Here is a 15,709-nt window from a genome sequence, read left to right as displayed (position 1 = left end):
CCAGAGTGAAGCGATGTTCCTCACAATCATCGACTCCGACGCGTGCCGGTGTACAGTGAAGACCGCCCTTGACCTGCACAAAGTAGGCAGGGAGCCGTCTTACAGGAGTCCAAAGTGCTGCGTACTCTGTTCAAGTCCAAGATCCACCGCGCCACCGTCACCCAGGCCGACCTGCACTACGTGGGATCGGTGACCATCGACGCCGATCTCCTCGACGCCGCCGACCTGCTGCCCGGCGAGCTCGTGCACATCGTCGACATCACCAACGGGGCCCGGCTCGAGACGTACGTCATCGAGGGCGAGCGCGGCTCGGGTGTCGTGGGGATCAACGGAGCCGCCGCCCATCTCGTGCATCCCGGAGACCTGGTGATCATCATCAGTTACGCTCAGGTGACCGACGCGGAGGCCCGGACCCTGAAGCCGCGGGTCGTGCACGTGGACCGCGACAACCGGATCGTGGCCCTGGGCGCCGACCCCGCCGAGCCGGTGCCGGGCTCCGACCAGGAGCGCAACCCGCAGGCCGTGTCCGTCTGACCGTCCCTGCCACCGCGACCACCGCGTCGTCCACCGCACCCATCGCACCAGGAGCGTGCCCATGAGCGACATCCGGATCCGCGACGACCGGGCGGCCGGCCGCCTCGAAGCCCTCGGCGAGGACGGCGAGGTCGTGGGCCGCATCGAGTACTTCGTACTTCAGTCGCCCGGGCGCGCCCTGGTCCCCGTGCACACGATCGTCGAACCGGCCCACGAGGGCCAGGGCATCGCCGGCTCCCTGGCCCGTGAGCTGTACACCATCGCCGCACGCGAGGAAACCCCCGTCGCTCCGCTGTGCCCGTACGTCGTGAAGTGGGCCGGGCGTCACCCCGAGGAGGCCCCGGCGGCCGATCCCGGCCTGCTCGCGGCGGCCAAGGACTGGCTGCGCGCCCACCCCGGCAGGTTCTGACGGATGCTGGCCCTCCTGCACACCTCACCCGTCCACGTCCCGGTCTTCGACGCCCTGCGCGACGAGGACCACCCCGGCCTGGAACTACGGCACTTCGTCGACGAGGACCTGCTGGCCCGGGCCCGCGCACGGAGCCCCGAAGCGGTCGCGGACGACGTACGGGCCGTGCTGGCGCGCGCCGTCGCCGAGGGGGCCCGGGCGGTGCTGTGCACCTGCTCGACCCTCGGCGCGGTGGCGGAGACGGCCGGCGCGCGGGTCCCGGTGGTGCGCGTGGACCGTCCGATGGCCGCCGCCGCGGTGGCCGCCGGGCCGCGCGTCGTCGTCCTGGCGACCGTGGAGAGCACCGTCGCCCCGACCGCCGAGCTGATCGCCGAGGAGGCGCGCCGCGCGGCCCGGCCCGTCACCGTCCGCCGGATCCTGGTCGACGGCGCCTGGGCCCGTTTCGCGGCCGGCGACACGGAGGGCTGTGCCCGTCTCGTGGCCGACGCGGCCGACGCGGTCCGCGACGCCGACGCGATCGTCCTCGCCCAGGCCTCCATGGCCCCCGCCCGGCAACTGACGCGTACCCCGGTACCGGTCCTGAGCAGCCCCCGCCCCGGCCTGGCGGCGGGCGCCCGGGCAGCGCAGCGCGGCTGAGCCCGCGACCGGAGAGGCCCGGGCGGGCGCACGCGCTGCCACCGCAGGGTGACTGTCGGCGCCGCCCGCGGGTACGCGGGGGAGTAGTCCAGAGCCAAGCTTCACCAATGGCCGGAGGACACGATGACCAACCCGTACCCCGACCCCGTCCAGCCCCCGCCGACGCCGGGCCCGGAGCCGTACCCCAGCCCGGTGCCACCGCCCGAACCACCCCCGGGCCCGGACCCCACCCCACCCCCGGCCCCACCGCACCCGGGCCCGCCTCCGCCGGAGCCCTCCCCCTCCCCGATCCCCCCGGGACCGGAACCGGTCCCCAACCCGGAGCCGGGCCCTCCACTCAGCTGAGAGCCGACAGGAACAGCCGAGAGCCGACAGGAACAGAGACAGAAACAGAACAGAAGCACGAGCAGGAACAGAAGCAGGAACAGGAACAGAAGCAGGAACAGGAACAGGAACAGGCGGTGGGCGGCGCGACACCGCCGCCCACCGCACCACACCCCTGGGCGCTACGCACCGACCTCCGACCGGTCCCCGCCCCACAGGGTGTGGAACGCCCCCTCCCGGTCCACCCTCCGGTACGTGTGCGCCCCGAAGAAGTCCCGCTGCCCCTGGGTGAGCGCCGCGGGCAACCGCTCGGCACGCAACGCGTCGTAATAGGCGAGCGCCGCCGCGAACCCCGGCGTGGGCACCCCCTGGAGCGTCGCGGACACCAGCACCTCGCGCCACGGGTCCTGCGCGGCAGCGATCTCGGAGGCGAACGTCTCGTCCGACAGCAGGCTCGGCAGGTCCGCGCGGGCGTCGTACGCGGCGCGGATCCGGTCGAGGAAGGCCGCCCGGATGATGCAGCCGCCGCGCCAGATCGCGGAGACGGCGCCGAGGTCGATGTCCCAGCCGTACTCCTCGCTGCCCGCGGCGATCTCGTGGAAGCCCTGGGTGTACGACACGATCTTCGAGGCGTACAGCGCCTGCTCCACCCGGTCCGCGAAGGCCTGAGCCTCCGCCCTGTCCAGCGCGGCAGGCTTCGGGCCGGCCAGCCCCCGCGAGGCCTCCCGCAGCGTCCCGTGCCCCGACAGCGAGCGCGCGAAGACGGCCTCCGCGATGCCCGACACCGGCACGCCGAGGTCCAGCGCGATCTGCACGGTCCAGCGGCCGGTTCCCTTCTGCTCCGCCCGGTCCACCACCACGTCCACGAACGGCTCGCCCGTCGCCGCGTCCACGTGCGACAGCACCTCGGCCGTGATCTCGATCAGGTACGAGTCGAGGCGTCCGGTGTTCCAGGTGCGGAAGACGTCCGCGATCTCGGCGGGGGAGTAACCGGCCACGTCCCGCAGCAGCTGGTACGCCTCGCCGATCAGCTGCATGTCCGCGTACTCGATGCCGTTGTGGACCATCTTCACGAAGTGCCCGGCGCCGTCGGGACCGACGTGCGTCACGCAGGGCGCCCCGTCCGCCGCCTTCGCGGAGATCCTCTCCAGCATCGGCCCCAGCGACTCGTACGACTCCTTCGAGCCGCCCGGCATGATGCTCGGCCCGTGCAGGGCGCCCTCCTCGCCCCCGGAGATGCCCGTGCCGACGAAGTGGATGCCGCGCTCGCGCAGTTCGCGCTCCCGGCGCCGGGTGTCGGCGAAGTGCGCGTTGCCCCCGTCGATGATCATGTCGCCGGGCTCCAGGAGCGGGGCGAACTCCTGGATCACGGCGTCGGTCGGTTCCCCGGCCTTCACCATGATCACCAGACGGCGGGGTCGCTCCAGCGCCGTCACGAACTCCTTGGCGGTCTCGGCCGCGACGAAGTCGCCCTCGTGCCCGAACTCCTTCACCAGGGCGTGCGTGCGCGCCGCCGTCCGGTTGTGCACCGCGACCGTGTAGCCGTTGCGCGCGAAGTTACGGGCGAGGTTGCGGCCCATGACCGCGAGTCCCGTGACGCCGATCTGGGCTGTAGTGCTCATACGGTTGGCTCCTCAGGGTCCTGTGCTCGTCCTGTGCTCGTCCTGTTCCGGTGGTGCCGATCGTCCCGCCCGTCGCGCCCCGCCGGCCATCCTGACGCGCCGGTGCGCCGGCCGCACGTCCTGACCGCGCGCCGTCCCGGAGCGGGTGCGCAGCGGCGGCCCTCTGTGCTACAAGGCCGCGCAACAGGGGGCGATTCCCGGTCGAGTTGAGACAGGGCGGCCGATTGTCGTCTTGTCCTGGCCGGTTGAGGGCCCTTACTTTTGCCGCTCCTGACGCATGTCGAGGGGGACCTTCATGGCCGTACGCGGCCGGCACCGCCGGTATCAGCCGAACAGGATCAACCGGGCCTCGCTCACCGTCACGGCGGGCGGCGCCGGCATGGCCCTCCCGCTCATCGGTACCGGCGTCGCGCAGGCCGCCGACGTGGACACCTGGGACAAGGTCGCCGCCTGCGAGTCGAGCAACGACTGGGACATCAACACCGGCAACGGCTACTACGGCGGCCTGCAGTTCACCCAGTCCACCTGGGAGGCGTACGGCGGCACCCGGTACGCGCCGCGCGCCGATCTCGCCACCAGGGACCAGCAGATCGCCGTCGCGGAGAAGGTGCTGGAGGGCCAGGGACCCGGCGCCTGGCCGGCCTGCTCGGTCCGCGCCGGACTCGCCCGGGGTGGCGACACCCCCGACATCCACCCGGGCGGCACCTCCGCGAAGCCGGCCAAGAGCTCGCTGAAGGACGTACAGCCGCAGACCACGCCCCAGTCGCGGGCGGGCACCGCCGAGATGTACACGGTCGTGCGCGGCGACACCCTCTCCGGCATCGCCGACGAGCAGGCGGTGCGCGGTGGCTGGCAGCGGCTGTACGCCGCCAACCGGGCGGCCATCGGAGCGGATCCCGACCTGATCGTGCCGGGTCAGCGGCTGAAGCTGCGCGGCCAGGCCGGCGCGACGGCCACGACCCCGGGCGGCACCTCCGGCTCCGGGACGGGCAAGGCCTCCCCAGGCACCAAGGAGACCACCAAGGAGAAGGCCGGCAAGCAGAAAGCCGGCAAGCAGAAGGCCGACACGGGGAAGGCCGACAAGGAGAAGGCCACCGGGAAGACGTCGACCGCCCGCTCGCTCGTCGCTCCCGTCGCCGCCGGCACGGGCACCGCGTACCACGCGAGGGGCTCCTCCTGGTCGAAGGGCTACCACACGGGCGTCGACTTCCCGGTTCCCACCGGCACGTCGGTGAAGGCCGTCGCGGCGGGCACGGTGGTGACCGCGGGCTGGGGCGGTTCCTTCGGCTACCAGGTGGTCATCCGGCACACCGACGGCCGCTACTCGCAGTACGCGCACCTCTCGGCCATCTCGGTACGGGACGGGCAGTCGGTCGCCGCCGGCCGGCGCATCGGCCGCTCCGGCTCCACGGGCAACAGCACGGGCCCGCATCTGCACTTCGAGGTGCGGACGGGACCCGGGTTCGGGACGGACATCGATCCGGTGGCCTATCTGCGGGCCGGCGGCGTCAGGATCTGATCCGCACGCGGCGCCGGTCGAGGACCGGCATCGGGACGTACGGGCCGCCGTAGAACGGCCCGTACAGGGGCAGCGGTCCGGGCGGGGCGGACGGCTCCGCCACCGGCACCGGCTCCTCCCGGGTCTGGGCCGGTACGAGCACGTCCGCCCGCACGTTCGCCACCGGCACCGGCTCCTCCCGGGCCTGTGCCGGTACGAGCACGTCCGCCCGCACGTTCTCCCGAAGGCCCTCCCGGGCGCCTGCCCGGACGTCCAGGGCCTTTTCCAGGGCCTCTTCGAGCGCCTCTTCCAAGGCCTCTCCACGTCCACGGGCTTCTTCCCGACGCCTGGCGACCGGCTCGACCGGCTGCCGCGGGAACCCGCCGGGCAGTCCGGCCGCGCTCGCCGGGCCGGCCGTCTGCGCGGCGGGCGCCCGCCGCGGCTGCTCGCCCGCGAGCCGCTCGGTCGTCAGCAGGATCAGGCCGCCGGCCGCCACCACACCGCAGCTCAGGGCGAGCGCGGTGCCCGTGCTGCCGTAGCGGAAGGTCTCGCCGAACATCGTGATGCCGACGGCGGCCGCCACCACCGGGTTCACCACGGTCAGCGTGGCCAGCGGGGCCGTGAGGCCGCCGCTCCGGTAGGAGGCCTGCGACAGCAGCATGCCGGCCGTGGCCAGCAGGCCGATCACGGCGAGGGAGGGCAGGTCGGCCGTCGAGACGCCGCCGGTCCAGTCGACCGCGACGGTCTTGGTGAACACGGACGACATGCCGAAGGCTATGCCGGACCCGGTCGCCAACAGCATGCTGCGCACCGCCGGGTGCCGGTGCGCGGCCCGCCCGGCGATCATCAGGGCCACGACCGCGCCGCAGGTGACGACGGCCGCGGCCACCCGCTGCGGCGTGCTCAGCGACTGCGCCTCCGAGGCGCCGACCAGGGACAGCAGACCGGCCAGACCGACCGTCGCCATGATGGCGCCCCGCCAGGCCGTGGCCCCGGCCCTGCGGCCCACGAACAGGGCCGCCATCGGCAGCGCGACCACGATGGTCAGCGCGCCCAGCGGCTGCACCAGGCTCAGCGGACCGTAGGCCAGCGCCACGACGTGCAGCAGCCCGCCGAGTCCGTTCAGCGCGACCGCCGCCCACCAGCCCGGCCGACGCAGCGGCGCGTACTGTTCGCCGGGCGAGGACACCGCGACCTGCTCCTGCACGATCGCCCCGGCCGCGTAGGCGACGGCCGAGACGAGCGACAGGACCACGGACAACGCGAGGGCGCTCATGAGCTGCTCCTCTGCGTGAGGCTGGGGCCCGGGGCCCGGCGCGGCGAACGGTCTGCTCTCATGAGCAACACGATGCCTTGTCGATCTGTTCCCGTCGTCGTCCCTGAGCACGCATTGGGTCATACTGCCGATGGAGTACGACCGGCCCGCAGTCCTCCCCAAGGTGGGTGATGGGCACGCCGCATCCCGCCGGTCGCTCCTGCGGCCGGCCTTGGTACTACTGCCCTTCGTGGACCTCGACCCCCAACTCGCCGCCCTCCGCCCGCTCGGTGGCTTCTTCGCCCTGCGCACCGCCGCGCCCACGGCCCGTCAGGCGCCCCGGCCCCTGCCGACGCTCGCGGAGGCCTACGCAGCCGCGTCGCCGGACGGTGACGGACATCCCCTCACCTTCCGCGTCCGGAAGGTCGCCCGCGCCCTGCGCGCGCCCGAGACGCGGATCGCCGCCTCCGTGGCCCAGCAGGGCCTCGCCGCCCGCCTGTGGTCGGTGGCGCTCGGCTGCGCCGCCCTGTACGGCGAGCTGCCCGACCTGGACCCGCGGCTGCTGCTCTGGGACCCGGACGGCAGCGCCCCGGACGACCTGTGGCTGACGGAGGTCCGCGCCCGGCCCGCGGACGCGGCCACCCTGGCCGACTCCGTGCTCCATGCCCACCTCGAACCGCTGGCCGAGGCCCTGCGCACCCGCCACCGGCTCGCCCCGGGTCTCCTGCGTGGCAACGCCGCCTCGGCGCTGGCCGGCGCGGCCCGGCAGCTGGACCAGTGGGCGCGCGTCCACGGCCGTACGGACGTCCGCGCGCGCTCCCGCGCCCTCACCGCGGAGCTCCTCGCCCACCCCCTGCTCGCCGCCACCGGCACCCTCACCGGTACCGCCTTCCGACGCCGCAGCTGCTGTCTGTACTACCGGCTGCCGGGGGCGGGGGTGTGCGGCGACTGCTGCTTCGTACGACCCCCGCGCTCTTCCCCGCGCGCCCCGTCTGGGTGACCATGAGGTGACCGGTCACGGAGAATTGGGGGTTCCGGGTGCGAGTGGGACTGCTGACCCGGGAGTATCCCCCGGACGTGTACGGCGGCGCGGGCGTCCATGTCGAGTTCCTCGCCCGCGAGTTGCGCGCGCTGGTCGACCTCGAGGTGCACTGCTGGGGCGAGGTCTCCTCGGCGGACAGGGCGGCCGGCGTCCTGCGCCACCGCCCCTGGTCCGCCCTCGACGGGGCCAACGACGCCCTGCGCACCTTCTCCGTCGACCTCGCCATGGCAGCCGCCCTCGAGGGCCGCGAACTGGTCCACTCCCACACCTGGTACGCCAACCTCGCCGGCCATCTCGCCAAGGAGCTGTACGGCGTCCCGCACGTGCTGACCGCCCACTCGCTGGAGCCCCTGCGCCCCTGGAAGGCCGAACAGCTCGGCGGCGGATACGCCCTGTCCGGCTGGGCCGAGCGGACGGCCGTCGAGGCCGCCGACGGGGTGATCGCGGTCTCCGGCGCGATGCGCGACGACATCCTCGCCTGCTACCCGGCGCTGGACGCGAACCGGGTCCACGTCGTGCACAACGGCATCGACACCGCCCTGTACCGGCCGGACCACGGCACCGACGCCCTCGCCCGGACCGGCCTCGACCCGTCCCGCCCGTACGTGCTGTTCGTGGGCCGCATCACCCGTCAGAAGGGGGTCCCGCATCTGCTGCGCGCCGTCCGGGACATCGACCCGGCGGCCCAGGTCGTGCTGTGCGCGGGCGCCCCCGACACCCCCGAGATCGACCGGGAGTTCCGCGAGCTGTTCGAGGAGCTGAGCCGCGCGCGGGACGGGGTGCACTGGATCCCGCGGATGCTGCCGCGTCCGGAGGTCATCCAACTCCTCACCCACGCCGCCGTGTTCGTCTGCCCGTCGGTGTACGAGCCCCTCGGCATCGTCAACCTGGAGGCGATGGCCTGCGGCACGCCCGTCGTGGCCTCCCGGGTCGGCGGCATCCCCGAGGTCGTCGAGGACGGGGTGACCGGCCTGCTGGTTCCCGTGGGGCGGGAGGGCGAAGGGGGCGACGGGGGCGAGGAGTTCGAGGCGGGCCTCGCGCGGGCGCTGGACTCCGTCCTCGGCGACCCGGAGGCCGCCCGCCGGATGGGAGAGGCCGGACGGGCCCGCGCGGTGGGCGAGTTCGGGTGGGACGCGGTGGCGCGGCGCACGGTCCGGCTGTACGAGGAGATCGTCAAACAGGCGTAGGGAGCCCCGCGCGGGGGCAATCATGGTTCAACCAGGATGAGGGGAGCGGCCATGCGTCGTGGTGGGCCTTCGGTCCTCGGGATCGTGCTGGCGGGCGGCGAGGGCAAACGTCTGATGCCCCTCACAGCGGACCGCGCCAAACCCGCGGTCACCTTCGGCGGCACCTACCGTCTCGTCGACTTCGTGCTGTCCAACCTCGTCAACGCCGACATCCTGCGCATCTGCGTGCTGACGCAGTACAAGTCGCACTCGCTGGACCGGCACATCACCACCACCTGGCGGATGTCCAGCCTGCTCGGCAACTACATCACCCCGGTCCCGGCCCAGCAGCGGCTCGGCCCGCGCTGGTACCTCGGCAGCGCCGACGCCATCCTGCAGTCGCTGAACCTGATCTACGACGAGCGGCCCGAGTACGTCGCCGTGTTCGGCGCCGACCACGTCTACCGGATGGACCCGCGCCAGATGCTCACCCAGCACATCGACAGCGGGGCGGGCGTGACGGTGGCCGGCATACGGGTGCCGCGCACCGAGTCCTCGTCCTTCGGCGTGATCACCCCGGGCTCGGACGGGCAGACCGTCGAGCGCTTCCTGGAGAAGCCCGCCGACCCGCCCGGCCTCGCGGACGACCCGGAGACCGTGTTCGCCTCGATGGGCAACTACATCTTCACCACCAAGGCCCTCATCGAGGCACTCCAGCGCGACGCCGAGGACGAGAGCTCCGTGCACGACATGGGCGGCTCGATCCTGCCCCAGCTCACCCAGCGCGGCGAGGCCCGGCTGTACGACTTCAGCGACAACCACGTACCCGGCGAGACCACCCGCGACCAGGGGTACTGGCGGGACGTCGGCACGCTCGACGCGTACTACGACGCCCACATGGACCTGATCGCCGAGCGCCCCGCGTTCAACCTCTACAACCGCAGCTGGCCCATCTACACGCACTCCTACCAGCTCTCCCCGGCCCGCTTCAACGCGGGCGGCATCGCGGGGGAGTCGATCATCAGCGCGGGCTGCCTCATCCGCGGGCAGGTCACCCGCTCCGTGCTGTCACCGGGGGTCGTGGTCGATCCGGGGGCCGTCGTCCAGGGCTCGATCCTGCACGACAACGTCCACATCGGGCGGGGCGCGGTGGTGCGCGGGGCGATCCTGGACAAGAACGTCGAGGTCCCGCCCGGTGCCACGATCGGCGTGAACCCGGAGCGGGACGCGGAGCTGTACTCGGTGTCCAAGGGCGGAGTGATCGCTCTCGGGAAGGACCAGCAGGTGCCGTAGTCCGGCCGGCGTCATGGGTCGGCAGGGGTCGCAGGTCGGCCGCCGTCATGGTCAGCAGGTGCCGTAGGCCGGCAGGCGTCGTGGGTGAGCAGGGGCGTGGCCCGGGCAGGTGTCGTGTTCGATCTGGCTTCCTGGCGTCGATGGTGTTTTCGACAGACTTAATCGACAGTTAACTGTGTGTAGCCTGATCGTACTTGACCGTAATCGCCCGGAGAGATTGACTGCTGTCTCACCCGTCGTCGACGCGAGGCAAGCCCGTGACTGCTGATGATCTGCTGGCACCTCTCGACCTGGCGTTCTGGAACATCGAGTCCCCCGAGCATCCGATGCACCTCGGCGCGCTCGGCGTCTTCTCGGCGCTCTCGCCCACCGCGGGCGCCCACGCGGCCGACCTGCTCGCCGCCCGGGCGGCCGCCGTCCCCGGACTGCGCATGCGGATCCGGGACGTGTGGCAGCCCCCCGCCTTCGGCGGCGCGGTGCGCGAACCCGACCCGGACTTCGACCCGCTGAACCACGTCCGGCTGCACGCGCCGGCCGCCGACTTCCAGGCCGAGGCCGGCCGGCTCATGGAGCGCCCGCTGGAGCGGGGCCGCCCGCCGTGGGAGGCCCACGTCCTGCCGGGGGAGGAGGCCGGCCGCTTCGCCGTCCTGTTCAAGTTCCACCACGCCCTCGCCGACGGCCTGCGCGCGCTGACGCTCGCCGCGGCCGTCCTGGACCCGATGGACCTGCCCCCGCCCCGGCCCCGGCCGGCCGACCCGGCCCGTCCTTCCCTGCCCGACGTACGCAGGCTCCCCGGGCTGCTGCGCGGCGCCCTGTCCGACGTGGGCCGCGCGCTCGACATCGGCGCCTCCGTCGCCGTCCACACCCTCGCCCGGCAGTCGACCGCCGCGCTCACCGCCGGACCCACCGGAACCCGGCGCACCGCCGGCGTGGTCCTCGACCTCGACGACGTGCACCGCGTCCGCAAGGTCGTGGGCGGCACGGTCAACGACGTGCTGATCGCGGTCGTGGCCGGCGCCCTGCGCCGCTGGCTCGACGAGCGCGGCGACGGCAGCGACGGCGTGGCGCCGCGCGCGCTCATCCCGGTCTCCAAGCGCCGCCCGCGCACCGCGCACCCGCAGGGCAACCGGCTCTCCGGGTACCTGATGAGGCTTCCCGTCGACGACCCGGACCCGCTGGGCCGGCTCGCCACGGTCCGCACCGCCATGGACCGCAACAAGGACGCCGGACCGGGCCGGGGGGCGGGCGCCGTCGCTCTGCTGGCCGACCACGTCCCCGCCCTCGGCCACCGCCTCGGCGGACCGCTGGTCAGCCAGGCGGCCCGGCTCTGGTTCGACATCCTGGTCACCAGCGTGCCGCTGCCGAGCTTCGGGCTGAAGCTCGGCGGGAACCCGGTCACCGAGGTCTACCCGTACGCCCCGCTCGCCCGCGGCCAGTCCCTGGCGGTGGCGATCTCGACCTACCGCGGGCGCGTCCACTTCGGCCTGGTCGCCGATGCCGAGGCGGTCCCCGACCTCGACCGGTTCGCACGGGCGCTGTCCGCGGAGGTGGAGACGCTCCTCACGGCCTGCGGCTCGTGAGCACCGTTTTCCGGCTCGTTCACCTCCGGGGGGCGCCGGCCGGTGGCGGGAGCACGACCGTGCTCGGCCCTTCGGGCCTGCGCGCGCCCGCACCCTCGCCACCGGCGCCCCCCTGCGGTTCACACGCGAGCGGGTTTGGAGGTGTGGCCCGGCGCTCCGTACACTTCCCCGTTCGAAAGCGGGCGCGGTCGGAGCGCCGCACGGGTGAGCAGGGAACGGCAGCGCGATGACGGTGACAGAGGACGGCTCGGCGACCATGGACGAGGTCGTGTACGGGCCCGGCATCGACCCGGAGCGGCTCGCCGTCTGCCTCGGTGTGCTCGAGGAACTCGACAAGCTGGAGGTCGACCACCCGGACGCGATCGCGGTGCGCCGGGCCACCGCCGGCATCTACCGCACCGTCAAGCAGCGCCGCCGCCAGGAGCGCCGGGCCGCGAAGACCGCCCACGACAAGGCGGTCACCGAGGCCACCGCGACCGGGTCCGCCCAGCGCATCGACGACGAGACCGAGGGCGTCCTGCCGTCGTCGGTCACCGAGGAGGGGAAGATCGCGGGGATACTCCAGCGCCCCCGCTCCTGCTACACCTGCAAGACCCGGTACGTCGAGGTCGACTACTTCTACCACCAGCTCTGCCAGGAGTGCGCCGCGGAGAACCGGATGCGGCGCGACGCCCGCGCCGACCTCACCGGCAAGCGCGCCCTGCTCACCGGCGGCCGCGCCAAGATCGGCATGTACATCGCGCTGCGCCTGCTGCGCGACGGCGCGCACACCACGATCACCACCCGCTTCCCCAACGACGCGATCCGCCGCTTCAAGGCCCAGCCCGACAGCGCCGACTGGATCCACCGCCTGAAGATCGTCGGCATCGACCTGCGCGACCCGGCGCAGGTGGTCGCCCTGGCGGACTCGGTCGCCGCCGAGGGACCGCTCGACATCCTGATCAACAACGCGGCCCAGACCGTACGGCGCTCCCCGCAGGCCTACAGCGAGCTGGTCGCCGCCGAGTCCGCCCCGCTGCCGGCCGGCGAGCTGCCCGCCGCCGAGGTGATCGGCACCTTCGGCTCCGGCGCGGTGGCGGCGCTCCCGGTCGCCGGGGGCGGTGCCCTGACCGCCCAGGAGGTCACCGACCTGGCGCTGGTCTCGGGCTCGGCGTCCCTGGAGCGGATCGCGGCCGGCACGGCGATCGACGCGGGCGGTCTCGTCCCCGACCTGCACGACACCAACAGCTGGATCCAGACGGTCGAGGAGGTCACCCCGGTCGAGCTGCTGGAGGTCCAGCTCTGCAACTCGACGGCCCCCTTCATCCTGATCAGCCGGCTGCGTCCGGCGATGGCGGCCTCGCCGGCGAAGCGCACGTACATCGTCAACGTCTCCGCGATGGAAGGCGTCTTCAACCGCGGTTACAAGGGCGCGGGGCACCCGCACACCAACATGGCCAAGGCCGCCCTGAACATGCTCACGCGCACCAGCGCCCAGGAGATGTTCGACAAGGACGGCATCCTGATGACGGCCGTCGACACCGGCTGGATCACCGACGAGCGCCCGCACCCGGACAAGATCCGCCTCGCCGAGGCCGGTTTCCACGCCCCGCTCGACCTGGTCGACGGCGCGGCCCGCGTCTACGACCCGATCGTGCGCGGCGAGGCCGGCGAGGACCTGTACGGCGTCTTCCTCAAGGACTACGCGCCCGGCAAGTGGTAGGCGGCAGGCGGCCGTTGGCGGGGCACCGGCGGCCGCGTACCGGCCGCCGGACGCTCAGTCGACGGCCCCCAGCCGCGCGTTGCGCGCCGCCACCAGCTCCAGGACCGTCCGCCAGTCCTCCAGCACGCCGGCGTCGAACCCGGCGACCCGCCCGTCCTCGTCCGCCTGCCGCAGGCTGAGCAGGTCGTCGTCGGCCGCCGGACCGTGCCAGGGGTACCGCCGCAGCAGCCGCGCCACCCGCTCACCGAGCAGCGGCCGTACGGCGTCGGCGGCGCACTCGGCCCGGCCCGCGACGTCCACGGGCCCCAGCAGCCGGCCGACGGGGTGGACGAGACCCGTGACCTGGAGTTCCTTGTCTGCGGGGTGACTTCGGCGCAGCAGCGCGGCGGTCCGCAGCGCGTGGTCGTGCAGGTCGACCCCGTGCCCGCGGTGCTCCGGGGCGTCCCACACGCCCCGCCCCGCGCGCAGCAGATCCATCAGCTCCTCGACGCCGCGCAGCTCCATGCGTCAGTCCTCCCGCGAGACAGCCGTAGCGGTACGTCAGCAGATCATGGCGACCTTGCGACGGGGCCAACGCCACCTGAACTGTGCGACGACACGGCGGCGGAGAGCACCGCCGTAGTCCGTCCGGGTGAAGCTCAACGGGTGGGCGGACGGGCGAGGGGTTTCAATTCACGTGCGACGACACGTGCGTGACGTGCCATGGTTACCCCAAATTTTCAGCCCTATCGAGCGGACCCCCGCTCATTTGGTTAATCTGTAGGAGACGGACAGCAGGACGGAGTGCCACCCACACCCACGGTCCGTCATGGGACAAGCCGGTTCACAACGGCCTGGTCTCCTCGGAGTTACCGGCGCCACCGCGTCCGAACTGCTTTCAGACAGACCCCTGGGACGCGTCGGGCGCCGGACCGCCGACCGACCGGCACGCCCGAGGGTGACCCGACACATAAGGAGTGCGCGGTGACACCGGAGACGACGAATCGCGAGCAGCGCCCCAAGGAACGCACGGAGCGCGCGGGCCGACGGCCCGGGGACATCCGCAGCCTCGACGTGTGGGCCCGTTCGGCCCCCATCCGCCTGGCGGGCTACGAGGACGACCTCGCCGAGCCCCACATCCTGCCCAGCGTGGACTGATCCCGGGCGGGACCCCTCGCGATCGCCTGCCGCATGGGCGTGCGTGCGACACGCCCATGCGGAACGCCTGCCGCTCCCCCTCAGGTGAGCGGCGCCGTCCGCCGCCACGGACGCAGCTCCTCCAACTGCTCCGCCACCCGCAGCAGTCGCCCCTCCGACCCCGGCAGCCCCACCAACTGGACGGCGGTGGGCGCGCCCGACGGCAGCGTCCCGACCGGGACCACCGTCGCCGGCCAGCCGGTCAGGTTCCACGGCGGTGTCAGCGGCGAGTAGTTCGAGTTCACCAGCACATTGCTCAGCCAGCCCCGCTCGTGCCACGGCGCCGACTTCGGCGAGCGCCGCGCGAGCGCCGGCGTGAGCAGCACGTCGTACTCCGCGAAGAACGGCTCCAGCCGGCGGCGCAGGTCCTCGCGTGCGGTGCCGCCGCGGACCCCGTTCAGGAAGCGCCGGCCGAGGGCTGCGTGCACCCGGGTGCGCCGGTTGAGCAGCCGCGCGTCCAGGGCCCGGGCGTCCACGGCCGTGCCCGCCGTCCAGTGCGCCAGCGCGGTGACGCCCAGCGACAGCGGATACGGCGGCTCGGCCCGCCGCACCCGGTGCCCCGCCCGCGCCAGCAGCCCGGCCGCCGCGCGCGCCGCACCCACGTACGGCCCGCTCACCGTGGTGCCGGCCAGGGGGCTGCGCACGGAAACGGCGATCCGGTGGCTGCCGGGCTCCTCGGGCCGCAGGACCGGGGTGCCGGCCAGGACCGACAGCATCAGGCGGACGTCCTCGACCGTCGTCGCCAGCGGGCCGTTCTCGGACATGCCGAACCAGTCGCCCTCGCCGATCCCCGCGGGCACCACCCCGCGGCCCGGCTTGATGGTGACCAGGCCGCAGTTGGCCGCCGGGATGCGCAGCGAACCCATGCCGTCGTTGCCCAGGGCGATCGGCACCATCCCGGCGGCGACCGCTGCCGCGCTGCCGCCGGACGAGCCGCCCGCCGTGCGCGAGGTGTCCCACGGGTTGCGGGCGGTGCCGTGCACCCCCTCGGTGGTGCCGAAGACGCACAGTTCCGGCACGTTGGTCAGCCCCACGACCACGGCGCCGGCCGCCCGGAGCCGGGCCACCGTGACGTGATCGGCCCCGGCGGGCGTGTCCGGCGTCGCGGCCGAACCGACGCGCGTGGACTCGCCCCGCACCGCGAGGTTGTCCTTGACCGCCACCGGCACCCCGGCCAGGGGCAGATCGGCCAGGTCCGCCCGGGCGTCCACCTCGTCCGCCTCGGCGAGCGCGGCCCCTGCCCGCACCGTACGGAACGCCCCCACCCGGTCGTCCAGCAGTTCGATGCGCGCCAGATGCCCGGCCACCACCTCGCGGGCGGTGACCCGCTTCTCGCGTACGGCGGCGGCTGTCTCGGCGGCGGTCCGGCCGACCCACTCGGTCACAGGGGCTCCTCGTGTACGGGTGCTACTCGCGAGTACGTGGGGAGAACTGTGCCGCGCCGGCGGCTCCGCGTCGAGAGGTGGTGGAGA

Annotated in this window: 14 protein-coding genes; 10 read left to right on the top strand and 4 right to left on the bottom strand. The window is 73.5% G+C overall.

Annotated features, from left to right (window positions below):
* Positions 1 to 114: 114 nt before the first annotated feature.
* From panD to ACF1A1_RS13200, 3 genes are all read left to right on the top strand, one after another.
* Complete coding sequence (gene panD, locus ACF1A1_RS13210) at positions 115 to 534, top strand: aspartate 1-decarboxylase (RefSeq protein ID WP_391999477.1); 420 nt, start codon at positions 115 to 117, stop codon at positions 532 to 534.
* Between the two features lie 61 nt (positions 535 to 595).
* Positions 596 to 943: a GNAT family N-acetyltransferase gene (locus ACF1A1_RS13205; RefSeq protein WP_391999475.1), complete on the top strand. Its 348-nt coding sequence runs from the start codon at positions 596 to 598 to the stop codon at positions 941 to 943.
* Between the two features lie 3 nt (positions 944 to 946).
* Positions 947 to 1,579 carry an aspartate/glutamate racemase family protein gene (locus ACF1A1_RS13200; protein ID WP_391999474.1) on the top strand — a complete coding sequence of 211 codons (633 nt, stop codon included), beginning with the start codon at positions 947 to 949 and terminating at the stop codon, positions 1,577 to 1,579.
* Between the two features lie 506 nt (positions 1,580 to 2,085).
* Here ACF1A1_RS13200 and gndA read toward each other — a convergent pair.
* Positions 2,086 to 3,525, bottom strand: a complete 1,440-nt coding sequence (gene gndA, locus ACF1A1_RS13195) for an NADP-dependent phosphogluconate dehydrogenase (protein WP_391999472.1) — start codon at positions 3,523 to 3,525, stop codon at positions 2,086 to 2,088.
* A gap of 295 nt (positions 3,526 to 3,820) precedes the next feature.
* On the opposite strand from gndA, the gene ACF1A1_RS13190 reads away from it, so the two are divergent.
* Entirely contained in the window at positions 3,821 to 5,044 is a 1,224-nt protein-coding gene (locus ACF1A1_RS13190; protein ID WP_391999471.1) for a transglycosylase family protein, read from the top strand.
* Here the strand turns inward: ACF1A1_RS13190 and ACF1A1_RS13185 are convergent.
* Positions 5,034 to 6,299: a DMT family transporter gene (locus ACF1A1_RS13185; RefSeq protein WP_391999469.1), complete on the bottom strand. Its 1,266-nt coding sequence runs from the start codon at positions 6,297 to 6,299 to the stop codon at positions 5,034 to 5,036. The genes ACF1A1_RS13190 and ACF1A1_RS13185 overlap by 11 nt on opposite strands.
* A gap of 229 nt (positions 6,300 to 6,528) precedes the next feature.
* On the opposite strand from ACF1A1_RS13185, the gene ACF1A1_RS13180 reads away from it, so the two are divergent.
* From ACF1A1_RS13180 to ACF1A1_RS13160, 5 genes are all read left to right on the top strand, one after another.
* Positions 6,529 to 7,278 (top strand): (2Fe-2S)-binding protein, encoded by a 750-nt coding sequence (locus tag ACF1A1_RS13180; protein WP_391999467.1) that lies wholly within the window; start codon positions 6,529 to 6,531, stop codon positions 7,276 to 7,278.
* A gap of 38 nt (positions 7,279 to 7,316) precedes the next feature.
* A complete protein-coding gene (glgA, locus tag ACF1A1_RS13175; protein ID WP_391999466.1) occupies positions 7,317 to 8,507 on the top strand; it encodes a glycogen synthase in 1,191 nt (396 codons plus the stop codon).
* A gap of 51 nt (positions 8,508 to 8,558) precedes the next feature.
* Positions 8,559 to 9,779 (top strand): glucose-1-phosphate adenylyltransferase, encoded by a 1,221-nt coding sequence (gene glgC / locus ACF1A1_RS13170; RefSeq protein WP_391999464.1) that lies wholly within the window; start codon positions 8,559 to 8,561, stop codon positions 9,777 to 9,779.
* Positions 9,780 to 10,036: 257 nt separating this feature from the next.
* Positions 10,037 to 11,359 (top strand): wax ester/triacylglycerol synthase family O-acyltransferase, encoded by a 1,323-nt coding sequence (locus tag ACF1A1_RS13165; protein WP_391999462.1) that lies wholly within the window; start codon positions 10,037 to 10,039, stop codon positions 11,357 to 11,359.
* A gap of 226 nt (positions 11,360 to 11,585) precedes the next feature.
* The gene (locus tag ACF1A1_RS13160) at positions 11,586 to 13,061 is read left to right on the top strand and encodes an SDR family NAD(P)-dependent oxidoreductase (protein ID WP_391999460.1); all 1,476 of its coding nucleotides are present in this window, start codon (positions 11,586 to 11,588) and stop codon (positions 13,059 to 13,061) included.
* A gap of 54 nt (positions 13,062 to 13,115) precedes the next feature.
* On the opposite strand, the gene ACF1A1_RS13155 is transcribed toward ACF1A1_RS13160, so the two are convergent.
* Positions 13,116 to 13,565 carry a hypothetical protein gene (locus ACF1A1_RS13155; RefSeq protein ID WP_391999458.1) on the bottom strand — a complete coding sequence of 150 codons (450 nt, stop codon included), beginning with the start codon at positions 13,563 to 13,565 and terminating at the stop codon, positions 13,116 to 13,118.
* Between the two features lie 459 nt (positions 13,566 to 14,024).
* Between ACF1A1_RS13155 and ACF1A1_RS13150 the strand changes: the two genes are divergently transcribed.
* On the top strand, positions 14,025 to 14,198 hold the full coding sequence (locus ACF1A1_RS13150) for a hypothetical protein (protein ID WP_391999456.1): 174 nt from the start codon (positions 14,025 to 14,027) through the stop codon (positions 14,196 to 14,198).
* Between the two features lie 80 nt (positions 14,199 to 14,278).
* Here the strand turns inward: ACF1A1_RS13150 and ACF1A1_RS13145 are convergent, their stop codons facing one another.
* Positions 14,279 to 15,622 carry an amidase gene (locus tag ACF1A1_RS13145; RefSeq protein WP_391999454.1) on the bottom strand — a complete coding sequence of 448 codons (1,344 nt, stop codon included), beginning with the start codon at positions 15,620 to 15,622 and terminating at the stop codon, positions 14,279 to 14,281.
* Positions 15,623 to 15,709 lie beyond the last annotated feature (87 nt).

This window comes from Streptomyces sp. NPDC014995, from assembly GCF_043080745.1.
In the GTDB taxonomy this organism is placed as follows: domain Bacteria; phylum Actinomycetota; class Actinomycetes; order Streptomycetales; family Streptomycetaceae; genus Streptomyces.
The sequence above is the reverse complement of the archived record's forward strand: the minus strand, read 5'-3'. Positions and strand labels throughout refer to the sequence as shown.

Bases quoted from the DNA above. Each gene is read 5' to 3' on its own strand.
- gndA (WP_391999472.1), bottom strand. From the start codon at position 3,525: ATGAGCACTACAGCCCAGATCGGCGTCACGGGACTCGCGGTCATGGGC.
- ACF1A1_RS13205 (WP_391999475.1), top strand. From the start codon at position 596: ATGAGCGACATCCGGATCCGCGACGACCGGGCGGCCGGCCGCCTCGAA.
- ACF1A1_RS13190 (WP_391999471.1), top strand. From the start codon at position 3,821: ATGGCCGTACGCGGCCGGCACCGCCGGTATCAGCCGAACAGGATCAAC.
- glgC (WP_391999464.1), top strand. From the start codon at position 8,559: ATGCGTCGTGGTGGGCCTTCGGTCCTCGGGATCGTGCTGGCGGGCGGC.
- ACF1A1_RS13155 (WP_391999458.1), bottom strand. From the start codon at position 13,565: ATGGAGCTGCGCGGCGTCGAGGAGCTGATGGATCTGCTGCGCGCGGGG.
- ACF1A1_RS13200 (WP_391999474.1), top strand. From the start codon at position 947: ATGCTGGCCCTCCTGCACACCTCACCCGTCCACGTCCCGGTCTTCGAC.
- ACF1A1_RS13160 (WP_391999460.1), top strand. From the start codon at position 11,586: ATGACGGTGACAGAGGACGGCTCGGCGACCATGGACGAGGTCGTGTAC.
- ACF1A1_RS13185 (WP_391999469.1), bottom strand. From the start codon at position 6,299: ATGAGCGCCCTCGCGTTGTCCGTGGTCCTGTCGCTCGTCTCGGCCGTC.